17 protein-coding genes, 1 tRNA gene and 1 pseudogene are annotated in these 17,745 nt (G+C 57.8%); 12 read left to right on the plus strand and 7 right to left on the minus strand.

Annotated elements, in window-relative coordinates; all coding sequences use genetic code 11:
* Window positions 1–169: 169 nt before the first annotated feature.
* From terL to I9188_RS05560, 3 genes are read right to left on the minus strand one after another with little or no spacing between them, the layout of a single operon-like run.
* Window positions 170–1,648 (minus strand): phage terminase large subunit, encoded by a 1,479-nt coding sequence (gene terL / locus I9188_RS05550; protein WP_209504412.1) that lies wholly within the window; start codon window positions 1,646–1,648, stop codon window positions 170–172.
* Window positions 1,635–2,069 (minus strand): DUF5681 domain-containing protein, encoded by a 435-nt coding sequence (locus I9188_RS05555; protein ID WP_209504413.1) that lies wholly within the window; start codon window positions 2,067–2,069, stop codon window positions 1,635–1,637. Before I9188_RS05555 ends, terL begins: the two co-directional genes overlap by 14 nt.
* Complete coding sequence (locus I9188_RS05560; RefSeq protein ID WP_245223701.1) at window positions 2,041–3,456, minus strand: DNA methyltransferase; 1,416 nt, start codon at window positions 3,454–3,456, stop codon at window positions 2,041–2,043. Before I9188_RS05560 ends, I9188_RS05555 begins: the two co-directional genes overlap by 29 nt.
* Window positions 3,457–3,904: 448 nt before the next feature.
* Between I9188_RS05560 and I9188_RS05565 the strand changes: the two genes are divergently transcribed.
* The 3 genes from I9188_RS05565 to I9188_RS05575 are packed head-to-tail and all read left to right on the plus strand — an operon-like array spanning window position 3,905 to window position 6,224.
* Complete coding sequence (locus I9188_RS05565; protein ID WP_209504414.1) at window positions 3,905–4,135, plus strand: DUF3489 domain-containing protein; 231 nt, start codon at window positions 3,905–3,907, stop codon at window positions 4,133–4,135.
* Window positions 4,132–4,548 carry a DUF2924 domain-containing protein gene (locus I9188_RS05570; protein WP_209504415.1) on the plus strand — a complete coding sequence of 139 codons (417 nt, stop codon included), beginning with the start codon at window positions 4,132–4,134 and terminating at the stop codon, window positions 4,546–4,548. The genes I9188_RS05565 and I9188_RS05570 overlap by 4 nt, the downstream gene beginning before the upstream one ends.
* Complete coding sequence (locus I9188_RS05575) at window positions 4,545–6,224, plus strand: recombinase family protein (protein WP_209504416.1); 1,680 nt, start codon at window positions 4,545–4,547, stop codon at window positions 6,222–6,224. The genes I9188_RS05570 and I9188_RS05575 overlap by 4 nt, the downstream gene beginning before the upstream one ends.
* Before the next feature lie 375 nt (window positions 6,225–6,599).
* On the opposite strand, the gene I9188_RS05580 is transcribed toward I9188_RS05575, so the two are convergent.
* A tRNA-Ser gene (locus tag I9188_RS05580) sits at window positions 6,600–6,689 on the minus strand.
* Window positions 6,690–6,891: 202 nt separating this feature from the next.
* Between I9188_RS05580 and I9188_RS20180 the strand changes: the two are divergent.
* From I9188_RS20180 to I9188_RS05620, 9 genes and pseudogenes are all read left to right on the plus strand, one after another.
* Window positions 6,892–7,338: pseudogene (locus tag I9188_RS20180) on the plus strand (SPOR domain-containing protein); the annotation flags it as partial.
* A gap of 618 nt (window positions 7,339–7,956) precedes the next feature.
* Window positions 7,957–8,175 carry an SPOR domain-containing protein gene (locus tag I9188_RS20440; RefSeq protein WP_348540328.1) on the plus strand — a complete coding sequence of 73 codons (219 nt, stop codon included), beginning with the start codon at window positions 7,957–7,959 and terminating at the stop codon, window positions 8,173–8,175.
* A 17-nt stretch (window positions 8,176–8,192) separates the two neighbouring features.
* On the plus strand, window positions 8,193–9,359 hold the full coding sequence (locus tag I9188_RS05590; RefSeq protein ID WP_209504418.1) for a D-alanyl-D-alanine carboxypeptidase family protein: 1,167 nt from the start codon (window positions 8,193–8,195) through the stop codon (window positions 9,357–9,359).
* Complete coding sequence (tmk, locus tag I9188_RS05595; RefSeq protein ID WP_209504419.1) at window positions 9,356–9,982, plus strand: dTMP kinase; 627 nt, start codon at window positions 9,356–9,358, stop codon at window positions 9,980–9,982. Before I9188_RS05590 ends, tmk begins: the two co-directional genes overlap by 4 nt.
* A 3-nt stretch (window positions 9,983–9,985) precedes the next feature.
* The gene (locus I9188_RS05600) at window positions 9,986–11,107 is read left to right on the plus strand and encodes a DNA polymerase III subunit delta' (RefSeq protein WP_209599571.1); all 1,122 of its coding nucleotides are present in this window, start codon (window positions 9,986–9,988) and stop codon (window positions 11,105–11,107) included.
* Window positions 11,104–11,910 (plus strand): TatD family hydrolase, encoded by an 807-nt coding sequence (locus tag I9188_RS05605; protein WP_209504421.1) that lies wholly within the window; start codon window positions 11,104–11,106, stop codon window positions 11,908–11,910. The genes I9188_RS05600 and I9188_RS05605 overlap by 4 nt, the downstream gene beginning before the upstream one ends.
* On the plus strand, window positions 11,907–12,725 hold the full coding sequence (locus I9188_RS05610; RefSeq protein ID WP_209504422.1) for an MBL fold metallo-hydrolase: 819 nt from the start codon (window positions 11,907–11,909) through the stop codon (window positions 12,723–12,725). Before I9188_RS05605 ends, I9188_RS05610 begins: the two co-directional genes overlap by 4 nt.
* A 33-nt stretch (window positions 12,726–12,758) precedes the next feature.
* Complete coding sequence (locus I9188_RS05615) at window positions 12,759–13,691, plus strand: AEC family transporter (RefSeq protein ID WP_209599572.1); 933 nt, start codon at window positions 12,759–12,761, stop codon at window positions 13,689–13,691.
* Window positions 13,692–13,752: 61 nt separating this feature from the next.
* Window positions 13,753–14,451, plus strand: a complete 699-nt coding sequence (locus I9188_RS05620) for a CbiX/SirB N-terminal domain-containing protein (protein WP_209504424.1) — start codon at window positions 13,753–13,755, stop codon at window positions 14,449–14,451.
* Between the two features lie 38 nt (window positions 14,452–14,489).
* Here the strand turns inward: I9188_RS05620 and I9188_RS05625 are convergent, their stop codons facing one another.
* The 3 genes from I9188_RS05625 to I9188_RS05635 all read right to left on the minus strand — a co-directional run bounded on the left by I9188_RS05625 (window position 14,490) and on the right by I9188_RS05635 (window position 17,744).
* Window positions 14,490–15,482, minus strand: a complete 993-nt coding sequence (locus tag I9188_RS05625) for a diguanylate cyclase (protein ID WP_209504425.1) — start codon at window positions 15,480–15,482, stop codon at window positions 14,490–14,492.
* A complete protein-coding gene (locus I9188_RS05630; protein ID WP_209504426.1) occupies window positions 15,479–16,066 on the minus strand; it encodes a heme NO-binding domain-containing protein in 588 nt (195 codons plus the stop codon). Before I9188_RS05630 ends, I9188_RS05625 begins: the two co-directional genes overlap by 4 nt.
* 118 nt (window positions 16,067–16,184) lie before the next feature.
* Window positions 16,185–17,744 (minus strand): trimethylamine methyltransferase family protein, encoded by a 1,560-nt coding sequence (locus I9188_RS05635; protein WP_209504427.1) that lies wholly within the window; start codon window positions 17,742–17,744, stop codon window positions 16,185–16,187.
* Window position 17,745 lies beyond the last annotated feature (1 nt).

The following is a 17,745-nucleotide window of genomic DNA, read 5'->3' on the forward strand; positions in this document are numbered from 1 at the left end:
GAATTCAATCAATATGACCGGCGTGGACAAGCTCTAGCTCGGCTTAGGCCGCATAGCGGAGTTCGGGATTGACACGACGAAGGTTCGCTTCCCGCCCTTCAGACCCAATGACCAAGGTTTGGCTGTGCGGTTCAAGGCCGAATACCGGCCTCGAACTCTATTTTCTGTTCTACCGCCGTCTTATCCGCTCACGATTTCGCTCCCGACGTTCGAAGTTGATCTGGTTATCGCGACCCAGCGCCCGGTAGAAGCCCTGGCCCTTGGACCAGTTCGGAAAATGGGCAAAGCTGTCGACCTGATCGTCGTTTCGCCCGCGCGGAAAGGACTGCAGTTCCCGTTTGAACGCCGCCAGCCAGGGTGCATCTGCAGGCAGATGCACCTTGCCCTCTTCGACAGGACCGCACGCGGACTGGAAACGGGTTTCCTTGTCCTTGTCAGGTCTAATGCGTTCATAGCGCCGACGGTCATCACGAAACAACTCGTCCAGAAGCGGTTTGCCGGAGGCCGCATCTTCGATCAGAACGCGATCCGGATCCCAACGGCCGACAAGCTGCAGCGCCTTGGCTTTCAGGTCTGGGTAGTCCACCTGCCCGCGCCAGACGTCGAGAAGGTACCACGCATTTTCGCGGAACCCCCAGGTTGTACAGGCCGAGAAGTCGGACCGGGGATCCGCAGACATCCCCGTATCCCAGCTTTGAACAACCAGCTGGAACCATTGGCGATCTTCGACGGTCTCGTAGGTCCCGAACCATTCCCAGCGCAGCGGCGATCCGTCTGGCGCAACTGGGTTCTGCTGATACTGGCAATTGAACACAGCTGCGCCCATTTCGCGACGCTTGGTATCCAGCGTGTTCTGATCCAAACGAGACGGGCAAAGAAGATCACCCGGTTTGTGGTGCATGACCCTTCCAAACCCAAGAGGCACCGTTTCATGTTCTTCGGCGATGGCAGACAGATACAGGTGCCGATAGGTACCGCGTTCCAGCACGTAGCCCGGCGAATCCATCTCGGGCAACCGCTGTGCAACCATGACAACGCGCCCCTCGGCCGGGTTGTCAAAGCGCGACAGCAAGTTTCCCTCAATAAACTCCTGTGCCTTGGCCAGTTCAGCTTCGGAACCCGCATCACCCGCTTTCAGCGGATCATCGATGATGATGTAATCGGCACTATGGCCAGTGACAGAGCAGCCGATGGAGACAGCCTTGCGACTGCCTCCCTTTGTGGTGCGGATTTCTTCTGAGGTGTTGCCCTTTTTGGCCAAGACCGTTTCAGGGAACATTTCCCGGTACCAGCGCGCGGACATGATCCGACGACAATCTTCGGAATGCTTGCGCGCCAGATCCAGCCCGTAGCTGGCAACAATGATTTTGGCGCTGGGGTTATGCCCCAGAAGATAAGCGACATATGCAACGGCCACGGTGACTGATTTCAGGCAACGTGGCGGGATGTTGATGATCAGCCGCTTGTTTTCGCCTCGGCGGACATTGTCCAACTCATGGCACATGGCCCGCACATGCCAGGCCGGATCAAAGCCGCGGTCCGTCCCTTGATGCAGCGTGTCAAACACGCGCCACACAAAGGGAAAGAAATTGTCCCGGCAAACCTCGCGCGCGACCTGCCGGACCATTTTGGGATCAGGAGCCGACATCATTGGCCTCTTCATCTTCAGGACCGCCGTCACCATCCGGGTGACTGGAAAAGAAATCCCGGAGGATTTCGTAGTCGACAGCGTCCGGCTCAACCGCACGGACGCTTTCTTGCGCGTCCATGTCACTTGTGTTGAACAGATCTGCGTCCAGCTTCAGCAGCGCCATCAACAATTTCGTGTCGCCATTCAACGCGCCAGCCGTGAGCCGCTTGGCAATTGCCTCAGCCTTGGAAATCCGGATTTCGTGGCTGCCTTCGCGAACTGTAATCTTTGTTTCCAGTTCGCGTTTCAAGCTGGCGTTCACGCCTTTAGCACCTTTCGGCCGCCCTTTCGGATTGCCGGATCGGCCTTCTTTGAACCGGGTTGCTTTGGGCGGCTTGCCGTAGCCCACCTCATACTCTTCTTTCGTATCGTCGGACATGACCCACCTCCTGTTCTGAAGTGGTGTCGTTGGCCGCAGAACGCGCATCGAACGCCTGGCCTGTCACCGAATGCACGGCGCGCTCGCCAGTCATTTCCTGCCAACGGCGGATGGCGACATCCACATAGGCCGGATCGAGCTCAATGAGCCGCGCCTGGCGCCCGGTTTTCTCAGCTGCCAGCAACTTCGCGCCGGACCCTCCAAAGACGTCCAGCACGACATCGCCGCGATGGCTCACATCCATGATGGCATCTGCCACCAAAGCTGTCGGCTTCACCGTGGGATGATCTGAGAGATCCGCCTCGCGCCCTGCCCCAAAGCTGTTCACACCGGCGTAATCCCAGACGTTGGTCCGGTTGCGCCCGTGTTTGCCCAGCTCGACGTTGTTGATGTGCGGCGCACCAGGCTTCTTGAAAACGCAAATCAGCTCATGCTTTGAGCGATAAAGGCTGCCCATGCCTCCGTTCGTCTTGTTCCAGACGCAGAGATTGATGAGGTCCAATCCAGCTGCTTTGCCCGCCGTAATCAGTTCTTCGATATGACGCCAGTCCATGCAGATCATCGCGATGCCTCCGTTCGGCAGGCAGTCAAACAACTGCGTGATCGCGCCTGAAAGAAAGCCGCGGAACTCGCTATCCGTCATTTCTCCCGACGCCATGGCAAACTCGCGGTGTTCGGCGCTATTGCCGGACCGCACATGCCCATTGACAGGCACGTTGTAAGGCGGATCGGTGAAGACTATCTGCGGGGTCTCGCCTTCCAGCAAGGTGTCGTAGCTCTGGGCTTGAAGGGCGTCCCCGCAGAAAATGCGATGATCTCCGAGAACCCAGAGGTCGCCCGGCTGCGCAATTGCGGGTGCCGCAAGGTTCGGCGTCTCAACAGTTTCCGCTACAGATACCGTCACCTCACCGACGCTGTCGATAATGATGTCGATCTCCGGTGTTTCGAACCCTGTGATGTCCAGATCAAAGTTCAACTCGCCATCAAGGTTGAGGTCCATCAGCTCGGCAAATTCGATCTGCAACGCCGCTTCATTCCAGTCCGACAATTCCGCCAGCTTATTGTCCGCAATGCGCAGAGCGCGCACTTCCGCTTCTGACAAATGATCCGCGACAACAGTCGGTACGGAATTCAACCCCAGGGCCTTAGCGGCCTCATAGCGGCCATGACCCGCGATGATTGTGCCCGAACCATCCAACAGGATCGGAGTGACAAAGCCAAACTGGGCCACCGATGCTTTCAGTTTGTCGACATTCTTGGCCGCGTGCACGCGGTTGTTGTTGGCGTAGGGCTTGATCTGGCTGATCTGGGATTGGATAACTTTTTCGGCCATCCAGATAGGCGTATTGGACGCCCGAACGTCGCTGTGTGTGTTTTTGGCAGGCATAACCGCCTCCTTTTGCGTGACGCCGCGCGGACGTCGAGATGGAGGGATCGCGCTGGAAAATCGGAGAGAGCACAAATCGCAACTCCCCGGACCAATCGATCCGAGACGTTGCTCCTTTGAATGCTCTCTGCGGAAACCTGTGTTTCCAATGAGTGCTGCCTGCGGGAGCAGTTTCCCGCCCTGATAGTCCGGGCGATTAGGTCGAATGTAGGTGCCATCATTAGGAGACGCACCCCCCAAAACCAAAAGTAACCGATTAAGATTGTTGACGAATAATCGGGGGTACGGCAGCAACGCCCTGCAAAACTCACCCCTCTTGGGATTGCCCCAGAAAGAGCTGGACTGTTGCTGTGAACCACGCATCACTGAACCCACGCCCGAGCCATTCGGACGCTCCTCGGTACCAGGGTTTGGCGTTCCGCCAACCCCAGATCAGAGGAGACAATACATGTCCAAATCCAAACAAACCAAAATTGACAAGGTGCAACACTTGTTGCGCCGCCCGAGCGGCGCCAGCATTGAGGCGCTCTGCAAAGCAACGGGGTGGCAACCTCATTCGGTCCGAGCTGCATTGAGTGGGCTGCGGAAGACAGCCGCAACGATTGAACGGCGCAAATCCGACAAGCCACATGGTTTTTCCACATATCACCTCACAGCAAACAAGGGCGGCGAGTCATGACGAAGACGAGCGATGTCGCCGATCTGGCCGCCATGGGTCGAACGGATCTGGTCACGCTTTGGCAGCAGCTGTTTGATCAGCCTGCCCCCGCCATGCTCAGCCAACCCTTTCTGCGCCGCTTTATCGCCTTTGAGATGCAGTCCCGCCGTCATGGCAGGCTACCCCGCCAGGTCAAAGCCACGCTGGAAAAGGGCTCTGGGAAGAAACCCCGGCCTACATGCCCTGCCCTAAAACCCGGCGGGCGCCTGCTACGCGAGTGGAATAGTGTGACCCATGTAGTCGACGTTACAGAAGACGGCTTCACTTGGAACGGTCGGTCCTATCGCTCACTCTCGGCCATCGCCCGAGAGATTACCGGCGCGCATTGGTCAGGGCCGCGTTTCTTTGGGCTCACCGGCAAGGCGGCCAAATGAGCCCGCGCCGTAAAATCCGATGCGCCATCTACACGCGCAAGTCCTCAGAAGATGGTCTGGATCAGGACTTCAATTCGCTGGATGCGCAATATGAGGCCTGCGCGGCCTATGTCGCAAGCCAGCGACATGAAGGCTGGACCCTGTTGTCCGGGCGCTACGATGACGGTGGCCTGTCGGGCGGCACCCTAGAGCGACCCGCCCTTCAGCGCCTTCTTGAAGAGATCGATGCCGGGCGTATTGACATGGTGGTGGTCTACAAGATTGACCGGCTGACCCGGTCGCTTGCCGACTTCTCTAAGCTGGTCGACCGGCTGGAACAGGCAAACTGTTCTTTTGTGTCCGTCACGCAGGCCTTCAATACCTCATCTTCCATGGGCCGGTTAACGCTGAATGTGCTGTTGTCCTTTGCTCAGTTTGAACGGGAAGTCACCGCCGAACGTATTCGCGACAAGATTGCAGCGTCGAAGAAGAAGGGGCTTTGGATGGGTGGCAACCTGCCTCTGGGCTATGATCGCCACCCCGATCCGAAGGCAAGAACGCTGGTGGTGAATGAAGAGGAGGCCAGAACGGTCCGGCATCTCTTTGGGCTTTATGACGAGCTTGGTTGCCTGCGCAAAGTAGAAGAACGGGCAACGGCAGAAGACCTGCGGTCAAAACGGGTTGTTCGGACAGATGGCAGTGTGAAGGGGGATTGTCCGCTGTCACGGGGTCAAATCTATTACCTGCTGCGCAATCCGGTCTATCTCGGAAAAATCCGCCACAAGGATAAGATCTGGGACGGACAACATCCGGCGATCATCGATCAGGACATCTGGGACCGGGTGCAGGAAAAAATGCGACAGGCCTCCAACCGCTCGCGGGCACGCGGCGACTCCGATGCGCGCCAACACTCCACTGACCCCGGGGCCTGGCTCACCGGTCTGCTGTATGACGAAACTGGTGATCGGTTGACGCCGACCCACACCACGCGCAAAGGCCGACGGTTGCGCTACTATATCTCCAATCGACTGATCTCAGGCGGCAAGGATATCTCTGGCTGGCGACTGCCCGGCCCAGCGCTGGAAAACGCGGTCATTGATGTCATCGTCAGACATTTGCAAGACGCCGCCGCGGCGCACCAAGTACTGGCGCAGCCGGAGGCCGGGTCAGCCGAGGCAGTTCAGACTTCAGTTGCGGATTTAGTAACCCGGCTTCTAGGCCATGGCTGTCAGATCGGCGCTGCTCTTCTGGCCAAAGGCAAACTTGCACGAGGACAGATCGACCTCGAATTTAACCCCAAAACTCTGGCAAGCGCAGTTGGCATTGCTGCGGACCAACTGCACCCGGATCTCACCCACGTCACCGCATCTTTCGATCTGCGCCGCCGCGGCGTCGAGGCCAAGGTCATCGCCGGAGACATGGCACCCCAACCTGATCCCCACCTCCGGTCCATGCTGATCCGCGCCCATGGCTGGGCCCGTGATCTGAAGGCCGGAGTTCAACTGATGGAGATTGCCCGCCGCGAAAGCGTCCCTGACGCCTTCATCCGCACCCGTGCTCAGCTCGCCTTTCTCTCACCAAAGATTCAAACGGCGATTCTCGACGGGAGCCAGCCGCCCGAACTCACACTCAAGCGTCTGGTCAGCGTGACCCACCCACTTGAATGGTCCGAACAGGAACGCCTGTTCGGCTTCTGACATCTCCAGCTCCTGCGTCCCTGATACAGACTTCGCCCTCCCTGATCCGGCGGAACAATTCCCTGTTCGCACGAGGAAATTCCCTGTTCCACCTTTTAGGGAATTTGCAACATAAACCTCTGAGAAACATACAGTTCTGATAGAAGAAATGACGGAAGTCAGTCCCGGTTTGCGAATATTCCCTGTAAATTGCAGGTTATCAGGGAAATCCAGCCCAAAGCGACCCCGCTAAAATGCGACACTGAGACTCGCGCCTGAATTGTCCTCTGAATGTACGGTTTGCTTCGTCTCTGATTGAAAGCGCATGCGCCAACGCGCGGGAATTGCGTAACAATTCCGGATCAGAAAATACAACTGAAGTGAGACAGGTATGAGTGGCGGGGAGACAGGGATTCGAACCCTGGGGACGCTCTCACGCCCAACGGTTTTCAAGACCGCCGCATTCGACCACTCTGCCACCTCCCCGTCGAAGGCAGGGTCTAAGCGCAAGTTCGGCCAGAGGCAAGTCGAAATCGGGATTTCTTGCCGAAGCCCGCGCAGCGGTCTTTCCATGACTCTTCAGCCGCGTTATGATCCCCGAAATAGACCGAAACAGGCTGGCAAGCAGAACCAGCAGACCGGCAGCGGGGTTCCGAGAACGAGACCCCTTCAGGCAAGGGATAAGCAGATGAAGCGAGCGATCATGACACGCCCGGGACCGAAACGGTTGGCGTATCTGGCGTTGACTTTGACAGTTCTGAGCGGGTGTGAGGATATTCTTCAAGAGGCTGAAAAACCTGAAGAAAACTCAAACAAAACTGAACTCCTTCCCGAGGTGGCCTCGGGCTCGCAGCGTGACGTCGAAGCCCCCGAGGTTTTTCAGGTCACCGAAGCAGGGCTTTGGGATGGCAGGCCCTCGCTGGGCGGTATCTGGGTTGCCTACCCGGAAGTATCCCAGCCCGAGCGTGTCGTGATTACGAACACTGCAAACAACAAGTCCGTAACAGGGGCCCTGTTCCGACGTGAACGCAACCTGCCCGGCCCAGCGATTCAGGTTTCATCTGCGGCTGCGGAACAGCTCGGAATGCTGGCGGGCGCGCCGACAAAGGTCAGTGTCGTCGCCCTACGCCGTGAAACTGTAAAGGAATCGCAACCAGAGGACGCGCCCAAACCGGAAGACGAGGCGACGGATACGGCTGCGGTGTCGGACGCCGCGGCCACCGACGCCCCATCCGCGGCAAATACCGAAAAACCGGCCAAGCCGAAATGGTGGCAAAAGAAGGCGCCAGCAGCAGCAGCCGGTACAGCAGTAGTCGCGGCGGAAGCGGAAAGTTCTGCCAACGAGGCGACCGAAGGTTCGGAAACGACCACCGATGCGGCGGCAGCCGCTGAGGATCCGGCAGAGCCCGCTGAAAAGAAACCGGCCAAGCGGAAGTGGTGGCAGAAAAAAGAGCCAGCAGCAGCAGCGGCTGCGGGAGCCACCGTGGCTGCGGCGGGTGCAGCAACAGGCGGTGCTGATGTGGCCGCAGATGTTGCGGCAGCCGCAGCTACACCAGCGTTGTCAGATGCGCCCGTCGAGGCCCCCGCTGAAAAGCCTGCAAAACGGAAGTGGTGGCAAAAGAAAGACCCCGCTGAAATCACCGAAACACCACTAGACCCCATCGAAGGCGCAGCATCCGCGATTGACGCGACCGAAGCGGTTCCGGCCGCAGCGGCAGCGACAGGCGCTGCGTCGTCGCTGAGCAAACCATTTGTGCAGATCGGCACATTCAGCGTCGAAGCAAATGCGAATACTGCTGCTGAGAAAGTGCGCCGGAATGGCATGTCGACTGTTGTGCGGGAACTGAAAACCGAAAACAAAACAGTATGGCGGGTCCTGGTTGGCCCTGCCGCAACCCGGGCCGAACGCAAAGCCATTCAAAAAGATGTAAAGGATCTTGGTTTCAAAGATGCGTTCACCGTGTCCGACTAAATACAAGGAGGCATAAGATGCTATCCTCATTGCGAACTTCTGTTCTGGCCATTGGGCTTACCGTGCTGGCAATTCCGGCTCAGGCTTTTGATACATCTGCCCGCGCAGCTTATGTGATCGATCAATCCACCGGTACGGTGCTTTTGGCAAAAGACTCCGATCAGCCCTTGCCGCCTGCATCCATGTCCAAGCTCATGACGCTGTATGTAGCTTTCGAAGCGCTGCGTGACGGCAGATTGACGCTGGACGAAACCCTGCCCGTGTCCGAACACGCGATGAGCTATGGCGGCTCGACCATGTTTCTGAACACGCAGGATCGGGTTCGGGTCGAAGACCTGCTGCGCGGCATCATCGTCCTGTCAGGCAATGACGCCTGCGTGGTGCTCGCCGAGGCGCTGAGCCCTGACGGCACAGAGGCCGGGTTTGCCCGATATATGACCCAACGCGCCAAGCAGATGGGTATGAACAACTCGAACTTTGCGAATTCGAATGGGTGGCCTGCCGCCGGACATATGATGTCGGTTCATGACCTGGCGGTTCTGGCCGACAGGTTGATTACCGACTTCCCTGAATATTACCCCCTGTTTTCAGAAGAGGTATTCGAATTCGATGGCCGTGCGCCGTCGAATGCCCGCAACCGCAACCCGTTGCTGAAACTGAGCATCGGCGCGGATGGCCTGAAAACCGGCCACACGCAGGAGGCCGGATACGGCCTGGTCGGCTCCGCCAAACAAGGCGACCGGCGTGTCATCTTTGTCCTCAGCGGGCTGGACAGCACCGGCCAACGGGCAGAGGAGGCTGAGGCCGTGGTTAACTGGTCGTTTCGAAATTTTGTCGAGAGGACAGTTGCCAACGCGGAAACGCCGATAGCCGAAGCCAAGCTGTGGATGGGCGAGAAAAAGACCGTAGGTCTTGTCCCTGACGGCGATCTGACGGTTCTGTTTCCGGTTCTGGGGACACAGAACGTCAAGGCCGAAGTTGTGTATCAGGGTCCCGTCAATGCTCCGGTCAAGAAAGGCCAGCAACTGGCCGAGCTTGTCATCAAGCCTGAAGGATTGCCTGAAATACGACGTCCGCTGGTGGCGGCGGAAGACGTTGCAGTTGGCGGATTTGTCGTGCGTATGCTGACTGTTGGCGGCATTGTTCTGAAAGACGTGATCAATAACCCGCTGGAGTCGATGTGACCAAGGCGGGGTTATTTCTGACTTTCGAAGGCATTGACGGATCAGGCAAGTCAACTCAGGCGCGGAAGCTGGCGGATCAACTGCGCGCGCAGGGTCATGAGGTCATTTTGACGCGTGAACCGGGCGGCTCTCCTGGCGCGGAAGAAATCCGCAGCCTGGTTTTGGAAGGTGATCCCGACCGCTGGTCGGCCGAGACGGAAATCCTGCTGTTCACGGCCGCCCGCCGCGACCATCTGGAACGTACGATCGAACCCGCGCTTGCCGCAGGGCAAGTGGTAATCTGCGACCGCTTTGCCGACAGCACACGCATGTATCAGGGCCTGTCGCGGGGCGACCTGCGCGGCCTTGTTGATCAGCTGCACAGCCTGATGATCAAGCGCGAGCCGGACTTGACTCTGCTGATCGACATGGACCCCGATACCGGCCTGTCCCGCGCCAAGGGACGGCAAGGCGCGGAAGAACGGTTCGAAGATTTCGGCCCGGACTTGCAAAAGAAGATGCGGGCGGGCTTTCTGGCACTGGCCCATGAGTTTTCCGACCGTTTCCGCATTGTGGATGGCAACCGGGACATGGACAGCGTTGCACAGGATGTGACAGAAATCGTCCAGGCTGCTTTGCGATAGACGATGAATGACGAAATCCCCTCTCCGGATCAAGTGCCCGGTGCGCCGCATCCCCGCGAGACCGTCCGGCTTTTTGGTCAGGATGCGGCAGAACAGGCGTTTCTGACCGCCTATAACTCGGACCGCCTGCACCACGGCTGGTTGCTGACCGGGCCGCGTGGCGTCGGCAAGGCGACGTTGGCCTGGCGGATTGCGCGGTTTTTGCTGGCAACACCTTTGGCAGACGACGGAGGGCTGTTTGGCGCGCCGCCACCGCCAGAGACGCTCGACATTGATCCCGACCACCCTGTGTCACGTCGCATACTGGCCGGGGCCGAGCCGGGATTGGCCACAATAGCCCGGTCGCTGAATGATCAGGGGCGGCTGCGCAACGAAATCATTGTAGATGACATCCGAAAACTGGGAAAGTTCTTTGGCCTGTCCTCTGCCGATGGTGGGCGCCGGGTCGTAATCGTGGATTCAGCGGATGAGATGAATGTCAGCGCCGCCAACGCGTTACTGAAGATGTTAGAAGAACCTCCGGCGCGTACAACCCTTTTGCTGGTGTCGCACCAACCCTCGCGCTTGCTGCCAACTATCCGTTCTCGTTGCCGCACCCTACGTCTGGACCCCCTGAGTGCCGGGGATATGCAGGACGCGCTGTCGCAAACCGGGACGACCTTACCAGCGCAACCCGAACATCTGGCTTCTTTGGCCGCTGGCTCGGTCGGGGGCGCGGTTCGCCTGATCAATCTTGGTGGGCTTGAAATCTATGCCGAGCTGATTGCCATTCTGGGTACCCTGCCCCGCCTTGACCGCCAGCGCGCACTGGCCCTGGCCGAGGCTGCGGCCCAACGTGGCGCAGCCGAGCGCTTTGATCTGCTGCTGACACTGATCGATGTTGCCTTGTCTCGGCTGGCCCTGACCGGGGCAACCGGCGCACCGCCGACCTCTGAGGCCGCCCCGAATGAAGCGGAAACGCTGGCCAGACTGTCAAATTCTTCGGATCAGGCCCGTCGCTGGGCCGAAGTCGCCGCGACAATCACAGCCCGCGCGCGACATGGCCAGGCGGTGAACCTTGACCCTGCCGCTCTGGTCCTAGATACGGTGTTCAAGATACAGGAAACCGCCGGCCAGGTCAGATGAGCGACATCCCCCAGATCACCGACAGTCATTGCCATCTGGACTTCCCGGATTTTGACGGTCAGTTGGACGACATCATCTCGCGCGCGGCTGACGCTGGCGTGACCCGGATGGTGACGATTTGCACCAAACTGCGCAATGAACCCGCAGTCCGTGCAATTGCCGAAGCCCATGCACCGGTATTCTACGCCGCAGGCACCCACCCGATGAGCGCCGCAGACGAGCCTATGGTCTCGGTCGATGAACTGGTCGCGTTGGCACAGCACCCGAAATTTGTGGGCATCGGCGAATCCGGTCTGGATTACCACTATACTGCCGACAGCGCTGAGCTTCAGATGCAATCCCTGCGCATTCATATCGAGGCTGCCCAGCGCACTGGGTTGCCTTTGATCATTCATGCCCGCGCCGCAGACGACGATATGGCCCGAATTCTGGCCGAAGAGTATTGCAATGCGCCTTATTCCTGCGTGATGCACTGTTTTTCGTCCTCGGCCGAGTTGGCCAAAGCCGCGCTGGATCTGGGATTTTATCTGTCCATGTCCGGCATTGCGGCCTTTCCCAAAAGCCACGAGTTGCGCGACATTTTCGCAAGCGCGCCGGTGGATCGCATTCTGGTGGAAACCGACGCGCCCTATCTGGCGCCGCCCCCTTATCGTGGCAAGCGAAACGAACCGGCTTATACCGCGCATACAGCCCGAAAAGGGGCCGAACTGTTCGGGCTGGAGTATCCGGCTTTTGCCGCCCAAACTCAGGCGAATTTTGACCGGCTGTTCAGCAAGGCGGCAACGTACAGGGCCGCTGCATGACCGAATTGCGATTTACCATTCTGGGCTGCGGATCGTCGGGCGGTGTACCCCGGTTGGGTGGTCACTGGGGTGCTTGCGATCCTGCAAACCCCAGGAACATTCGCCGGCGCTGTTCCTTGCTTGTTGAGCGTGACGGCCCCGGCGGCAGAACCTCCGTGTTGATTGACACAACCCCGGATATGCGCAGCCAGTTGCTGGACACGGGCACCGGGCGGCTTGATGGTGTGGTCTATACCCACTCTCACGCGGATCATGTCCATGGGATCGACGACCTGCGCATGATCGTGTTCAACATGAAAACCCGCGTTCCGGTCTGGGCTGATGGTGATACCCAGAACGCTCTGCTGGGGCGGTTTGGATACGCCTTCATACAACCCGAAGGGTCACCTTATCCTCCGATCCTCGACCTCAAGTCCATTGACGGGCCGTTCGAAATCGAAGGGCCCGGAGGACCGATTCCGTTTCGTCCATTCAAGGTCAATCACGGCTCGATAGATTCTCTGGGCTTTCGAATGGGGCAGCTCGCCTATTTGCCGGATGTTGCCGAAATTTACGACGAGGCATGGCCTGAAATGGAAGGGTTGGAATATCTCATCATCGACGCCCTACGCCGAAGCCCACATCCCACACATGCACATCTGGAAAAAACGCTTGAGTGGATTGAGAAGCTGCAACCAAATCAGGCGATACTGACCAACATGCATATCGATCTTGACTATGCGACTGTCGATGCGGAAACGCCGGACAATATCACCCCCGCCTATGACGGGATGGTGATACATCACGCGTTTCAGACCCCTGTTTCTTTTGCATAAGATATCGCAACATGGCCGTTGCACGGGGGCCAAATGCTGCAAAGCCTGATTGACGTCATTCTTCCTGTCTTTCTTGTGATCGGCGCCGGTTACACGGCAACACGAACAGGATATTTCAAAGAATACCATGTCGACGGGCTGATGAGATTTACTCAAGGGTTCGCGATCCCATGCCTATTGTTTCTTGCCATCGCGCATCTGGACCTCAGCGCCAGTTTCGATCCCCGGCTTTTGGCAAGTTTCTATTCCGCCGCCGCCCTGTGTTTCATCACTGGCCTTTTTGGTGCGCGCATCCTTTTCGGCCGCGAATGGGAAGACTGCGTGGCAATCGGGTTTTGTTGCCTGTTCTCTAACTCGGTTCTGCTGGGATTGCCGATTACTGAACGCGCTTATGGTCCCGAGAACCTGACAGGTAATTATGCGATTATCGCCTTCCATTCCCCCTTTTGTTACGGCGTGGGGATCACTGTGATGGAGGTTGTCCGCAATCGCGGAAACGGTGGCGTACGCATGGCGCGTTCCGTTCTGTCCGCAATGTTCAAGAACGCGCTGATCCTTGGTATTGCACTGGGATTCGTGGTTAATCTGTCCGGGTTGGCCATCCCGGCTGTGGTGGACGAAGCCCTTGGTCTGATCACGCGGGCCGCCCTGCCCGGCGCCCTGTTTGCACTGGGCGGGGTACTAGTCAAATACAAACCCGAAGGTGATCTGCGCACCATCGCCTTTGTTTGCGCAATCTCGTTGATGCTGCATCCCAGCCTTTTGTGGGCATTCGGCAAGTCCACGGGGCTGCCACAGGATCTGTTCCGCTCGGGCGTGTTGAACGCGGCGATGGCGCCGGGGTTCAACGCCTATATCTTTGCAAACATGTATGGCCGCGCCAAGCGGGTGGCAGCTTCGGCTGTTCTCATTGGGACAGCCACATCCATTCTGACTGTCTGGCTTTGGCTAACGGTTCTGGGCTAACTGTAGTGTTGACTTCGGTTCGTACAGAGACACCTAACGCATATCGTGTCAGGAGATCCAAATGCCACATGCCATCATCGTCGCTCATGGCCAGCCGTCCGATCCGGAACCGGCCGAGGCTGCCCTGGCTGCATTTGCGGCTACAGTCGACGCCCTGACCGAGCATGTAACGGTGCATTCAGCAACTCTGGCCGCGCCCGGCGCGTTCGAGGCTAAGCTGAACAGCCTGCCGGAGAACACGGTCATCTATCCGCTTTTCATGGCAAATGGGTGGTTTGTCACCAGCGCTTTGCCCAAGCGGTTAGGGGATCACAAAGCGCGCATCCTGGACCCATTGGGTGTTGACCCAGAGCTACCGGAATTGACCGCGCACGCCCTGCAATCTGAGTTGTCCGTAAGAAATTGGGTAACTGCGTCAACCGATCTGGTCATTGCTGCACATGGGTCGGGGCGTAGCCGAAACCCGTCAGCCGTGGCACTGAATTTCGCATCTCAACTTGAGGAAATGCTGGTTTTCAAATCTGTCCGCGTTGGGTTTGTTGAAGAGCCACCATCCATTTCCGATGCCGCTACCGGCACGGGGGCTCAGGCGCTGTGCCTTCCGTTCTTTGCCTGCACCGGGGGGCACGCAGTAGACGACGTGCCCGCCGGATTGAGCCAAGCAGGGTTCAAAGGCGTTCTGCTGCCAGTGGTTGGGGAACTGCCACCCATCCGGCACCAGATTGCCAAGCAGGTAACAAAGGCCGTTCAGCTCGCGTGATAATTTGCTGAGATCTTTGACCCGGAAACAGGCAAAACTCAGGTTTGCGCTTTGATCAGAGTGGAATAGAGGCGGTGGCAGGACCGGCCATCTCGCTTGGCCTGATAAAGGGCAACGTCGGCGGCGTGAAGGATGTCAGCGGCTTTGGGCACCTTGAACTGGGTGGACAAGGCCGTTCCTATACTTGCAGAGATACAGCACGGTTGGTCCTGAAACATCATGGGTTCATTCAACCTCGCGATCAGGCGACCCGCGATGGACTCCAGAGTTTCTACCCGCGTCAGGTTTTTGAAAATAATGACAAACTCATCCCCACCAACCCGCGCAACCGTATCGTCGCCACGCGTCTCTTCAAGCATGATGCGGGCCGCCTGTTGCAGAACGTAATCCCCGGCTGCATGGCCCAGCCGATCATTCACGGATTTGAAGAAATCCAGATCCAGATGCATAAGGGCAAATGTAGAATTTGCCAGGATCAGATGCCCCAGCAAATGATCCATCGCGCGGCGGTTCTTCAATCCCGTCAATGTATCGGTATATGCCTGCTCTTCCGCGGCCAGCATTGCCCCCTGAAGCCTGAGATTAAGTGAACGGGACGCTTCCATCGCGGCGGATTTGGCTTCGACCAGATACAACAGCTCGATCGCCAGGTCGGTGCCGGAAAAATCCGCGCTCGTCAGGGCGTAATCCCGAACCGCATCCAAAATCGAAATACCGAATGACAGATTGATGACTGCACCGCCTGACTCGGGCAAGGGTGCGACCAGACCTTTCAGGGTCGTACGCGGTTCATCGCGAAATCTCAGATGCAGTTTGGCACCGGCCATCGACATCAACGCGGGAAGGGTGGTGACTGTTCTGGGGCGGATCAGCTCGAACACGTCCAGAACCCCCAGCCCGACCAAAGGCAACTCGGGCCGCAACTTTTGCAATGTCGGGCCCGCTTGTTGAATGCATCCGCTGCGGTCCACCAACAAGAACATCGGACAAAGTGTTTCCAGAAGATCTGCCTGTTCCTGAGTATGTGTCATCTGTTCCGAGCCCCCAGATCAAAATGGCGCCCCTCGGAAAAGGCGCTTTCGACCAAAATGATTGAAATGATTTCACAACACTCCTGCCGACCCTCATGCGACAGCATCACCAACGCGCCATAATCATCGGCCATCGCGCGCAGGACCCCGACCATAACACTGGAAAATCCCGGCATATCCGGAAGGCAGCACAACTGGTATTCCTTGGCTGAAAGCTCTCTCAACTCAAGCGCAGGCAAATTCAGATCAGAAACAGCCAGTCTTACACGATCCGTAAGATCATCGAGGGAATGAAGGAACTCGACATAGGTGACCCCCCCAAACCTGAGCAGTCGGCGCAGCCCTTCCATATTCGGGTGGGACACCAGATATGTTCCCAGATCTTCAAGGATTTCCGCCTGCGGTCGGTTGAGATCAATACTCAGGGCCTCGAGCACACGGGTCGTCATTTCATCATCATAGATGAGCATGGCTTCAAACTCGACAAACCCCAGCCGCGCACCTTCGGTCACGCGAACCCAACAGGATTGCCCATAGGTTGCGCCGACAAAAGACTGTATCGCCCGGTTGATCAGACCATGCATCGGATGCCTCAGATTGGTGTCCTTGGCACTGTGGTCTGAGAAACCTTAACAAATAGCCAAAATCCGCCCCGAGTTGCTGTGAATGCAACGGAGTATCAAACCGACACTACTCACCATGTCAGAAGTCTGTCGGCGCACCGCCTTCAGCCTTGCGGCGTTCGACAAACTCGGCCAGTTCCTCGCGGATACCATCGTCCATCGGAGGGGCCTCAAAGCTCGAGATGATCTCTTTGAACATGTGATGCGCACGCTCAGCCGTCCAGATGCCGCCTGCGGCCTCCCAGCCTTCATAGTTCTTCCAGTCGCTCAGGAAAGGCTGGTAGAAGGCCGTGGTGTAGCGGTCCTGTGTATGCTGGATTCCAAAAAAATGACCGTCATTGCCAACCGCGCGGATGGCATCCAAAGCAATCTCATCCGGCCCGGTCGCGGTCAGATCAGGGTTCATATAGCGCTGAATTTGCTGCAAAACTTCGCAATCCATAATGAATTTTTCTGGGCTCGCGATCAGGCCGCCTTCCAGCCAACCGGCGGCGTGATACACCATGTTGGTGCCTGACTGCACGGCCGCCCAGAGCGAATTCGAGGTTTCCCACACGGATTGCCCGTCTGGCACATTGGCCGCACACACACCGGATGAACGCAGCGGCAGCCTATAATATCGTGCCATCTGCCCGGTCATCTGTGTCGAGCGCATGTATTCCGGCGTCCCGAAAGCGGGTGCGCCTGATTTCATATCCACGTTCGACGTGAACGTTCCAATTACGCAGGGATTACCAGGGCGCACATATTGGAACAGAGCGATGGCACATAAGGCTTCGGCCAGAGACTGTGCAACCGCCCCCGCCATTGTTACGGGCGCCATTGCCCCCGCCAGCGTAAAGGGCGTGACCACAATCGCCTGCCCACGGCGTGCCAGCCGCAGGCAGCCATCTATCATCGGATGGTCATGTTTCAATGGTGAGGTCGAGTTGATGTTAGTGTACATCCGTGGCGAGGCCTCGAATTCTTCGTGGCTGAGACCGCCCGCGATGCGCACCATCTCCATCACGTCTTCGACACGCTCCTTGCCCAACGAATAGGCGTGCATCGCCTTGTCGGTCAGGGTCAGCTTGTCATACAGCACATCCAGATGCCGGACGCTGGCATGAATATCGACAGGTTCTACAGGATATCCGCCTGCGAAGTGAATACAGTTGAAGTACTGCGTCAGCTTCAGAAGATTCTGGCACATCTCGCGATTGCCGGGCACTTTTTTCCCGATCTCCATGTCCCAGTAATTGGGTGGAGAAGAAACGTTGCCGAACAGGATGTTCTTTCCACCGATCTCGATCCTGTGGTCAACATTGCGGGGGGTAATGGAAAACTGGCTGGGCGCCTTGGCGATCATCTCCATGACAAAATCGCGCCCCATGCGGACGTTGTCACCTTTGATCGTGCACCCTGCCTCGCGCAGGATGCCGATTGCCTCTTCATTGTAGAATTCGATCCCGATCTCTTCCAGAATACGCATGGCCCCTTCATGGATCGCTTCGATCCCGGCCTGATCCAGCGGTTCAGTCGGGCGATCTATGTTGATGGGTGGGTCCCACGGCATCTGGTCAATCACCGCGCTGCCCCTGCGCGCTGCCGCACCTGCGCGTCCTCCGCCGCGGCGTTTGCGTGTGTTGGTCTCGGCCATG

This window comes from Ruegeria sp. HKCCSA071 (assembly GCF_017872555.1).
Classification (GTDB): Bacteria; Pseudomonadota; Alphaproteobacteria; order Rhodobacterales; family Rhodobacteraceae; genus Ruegeria.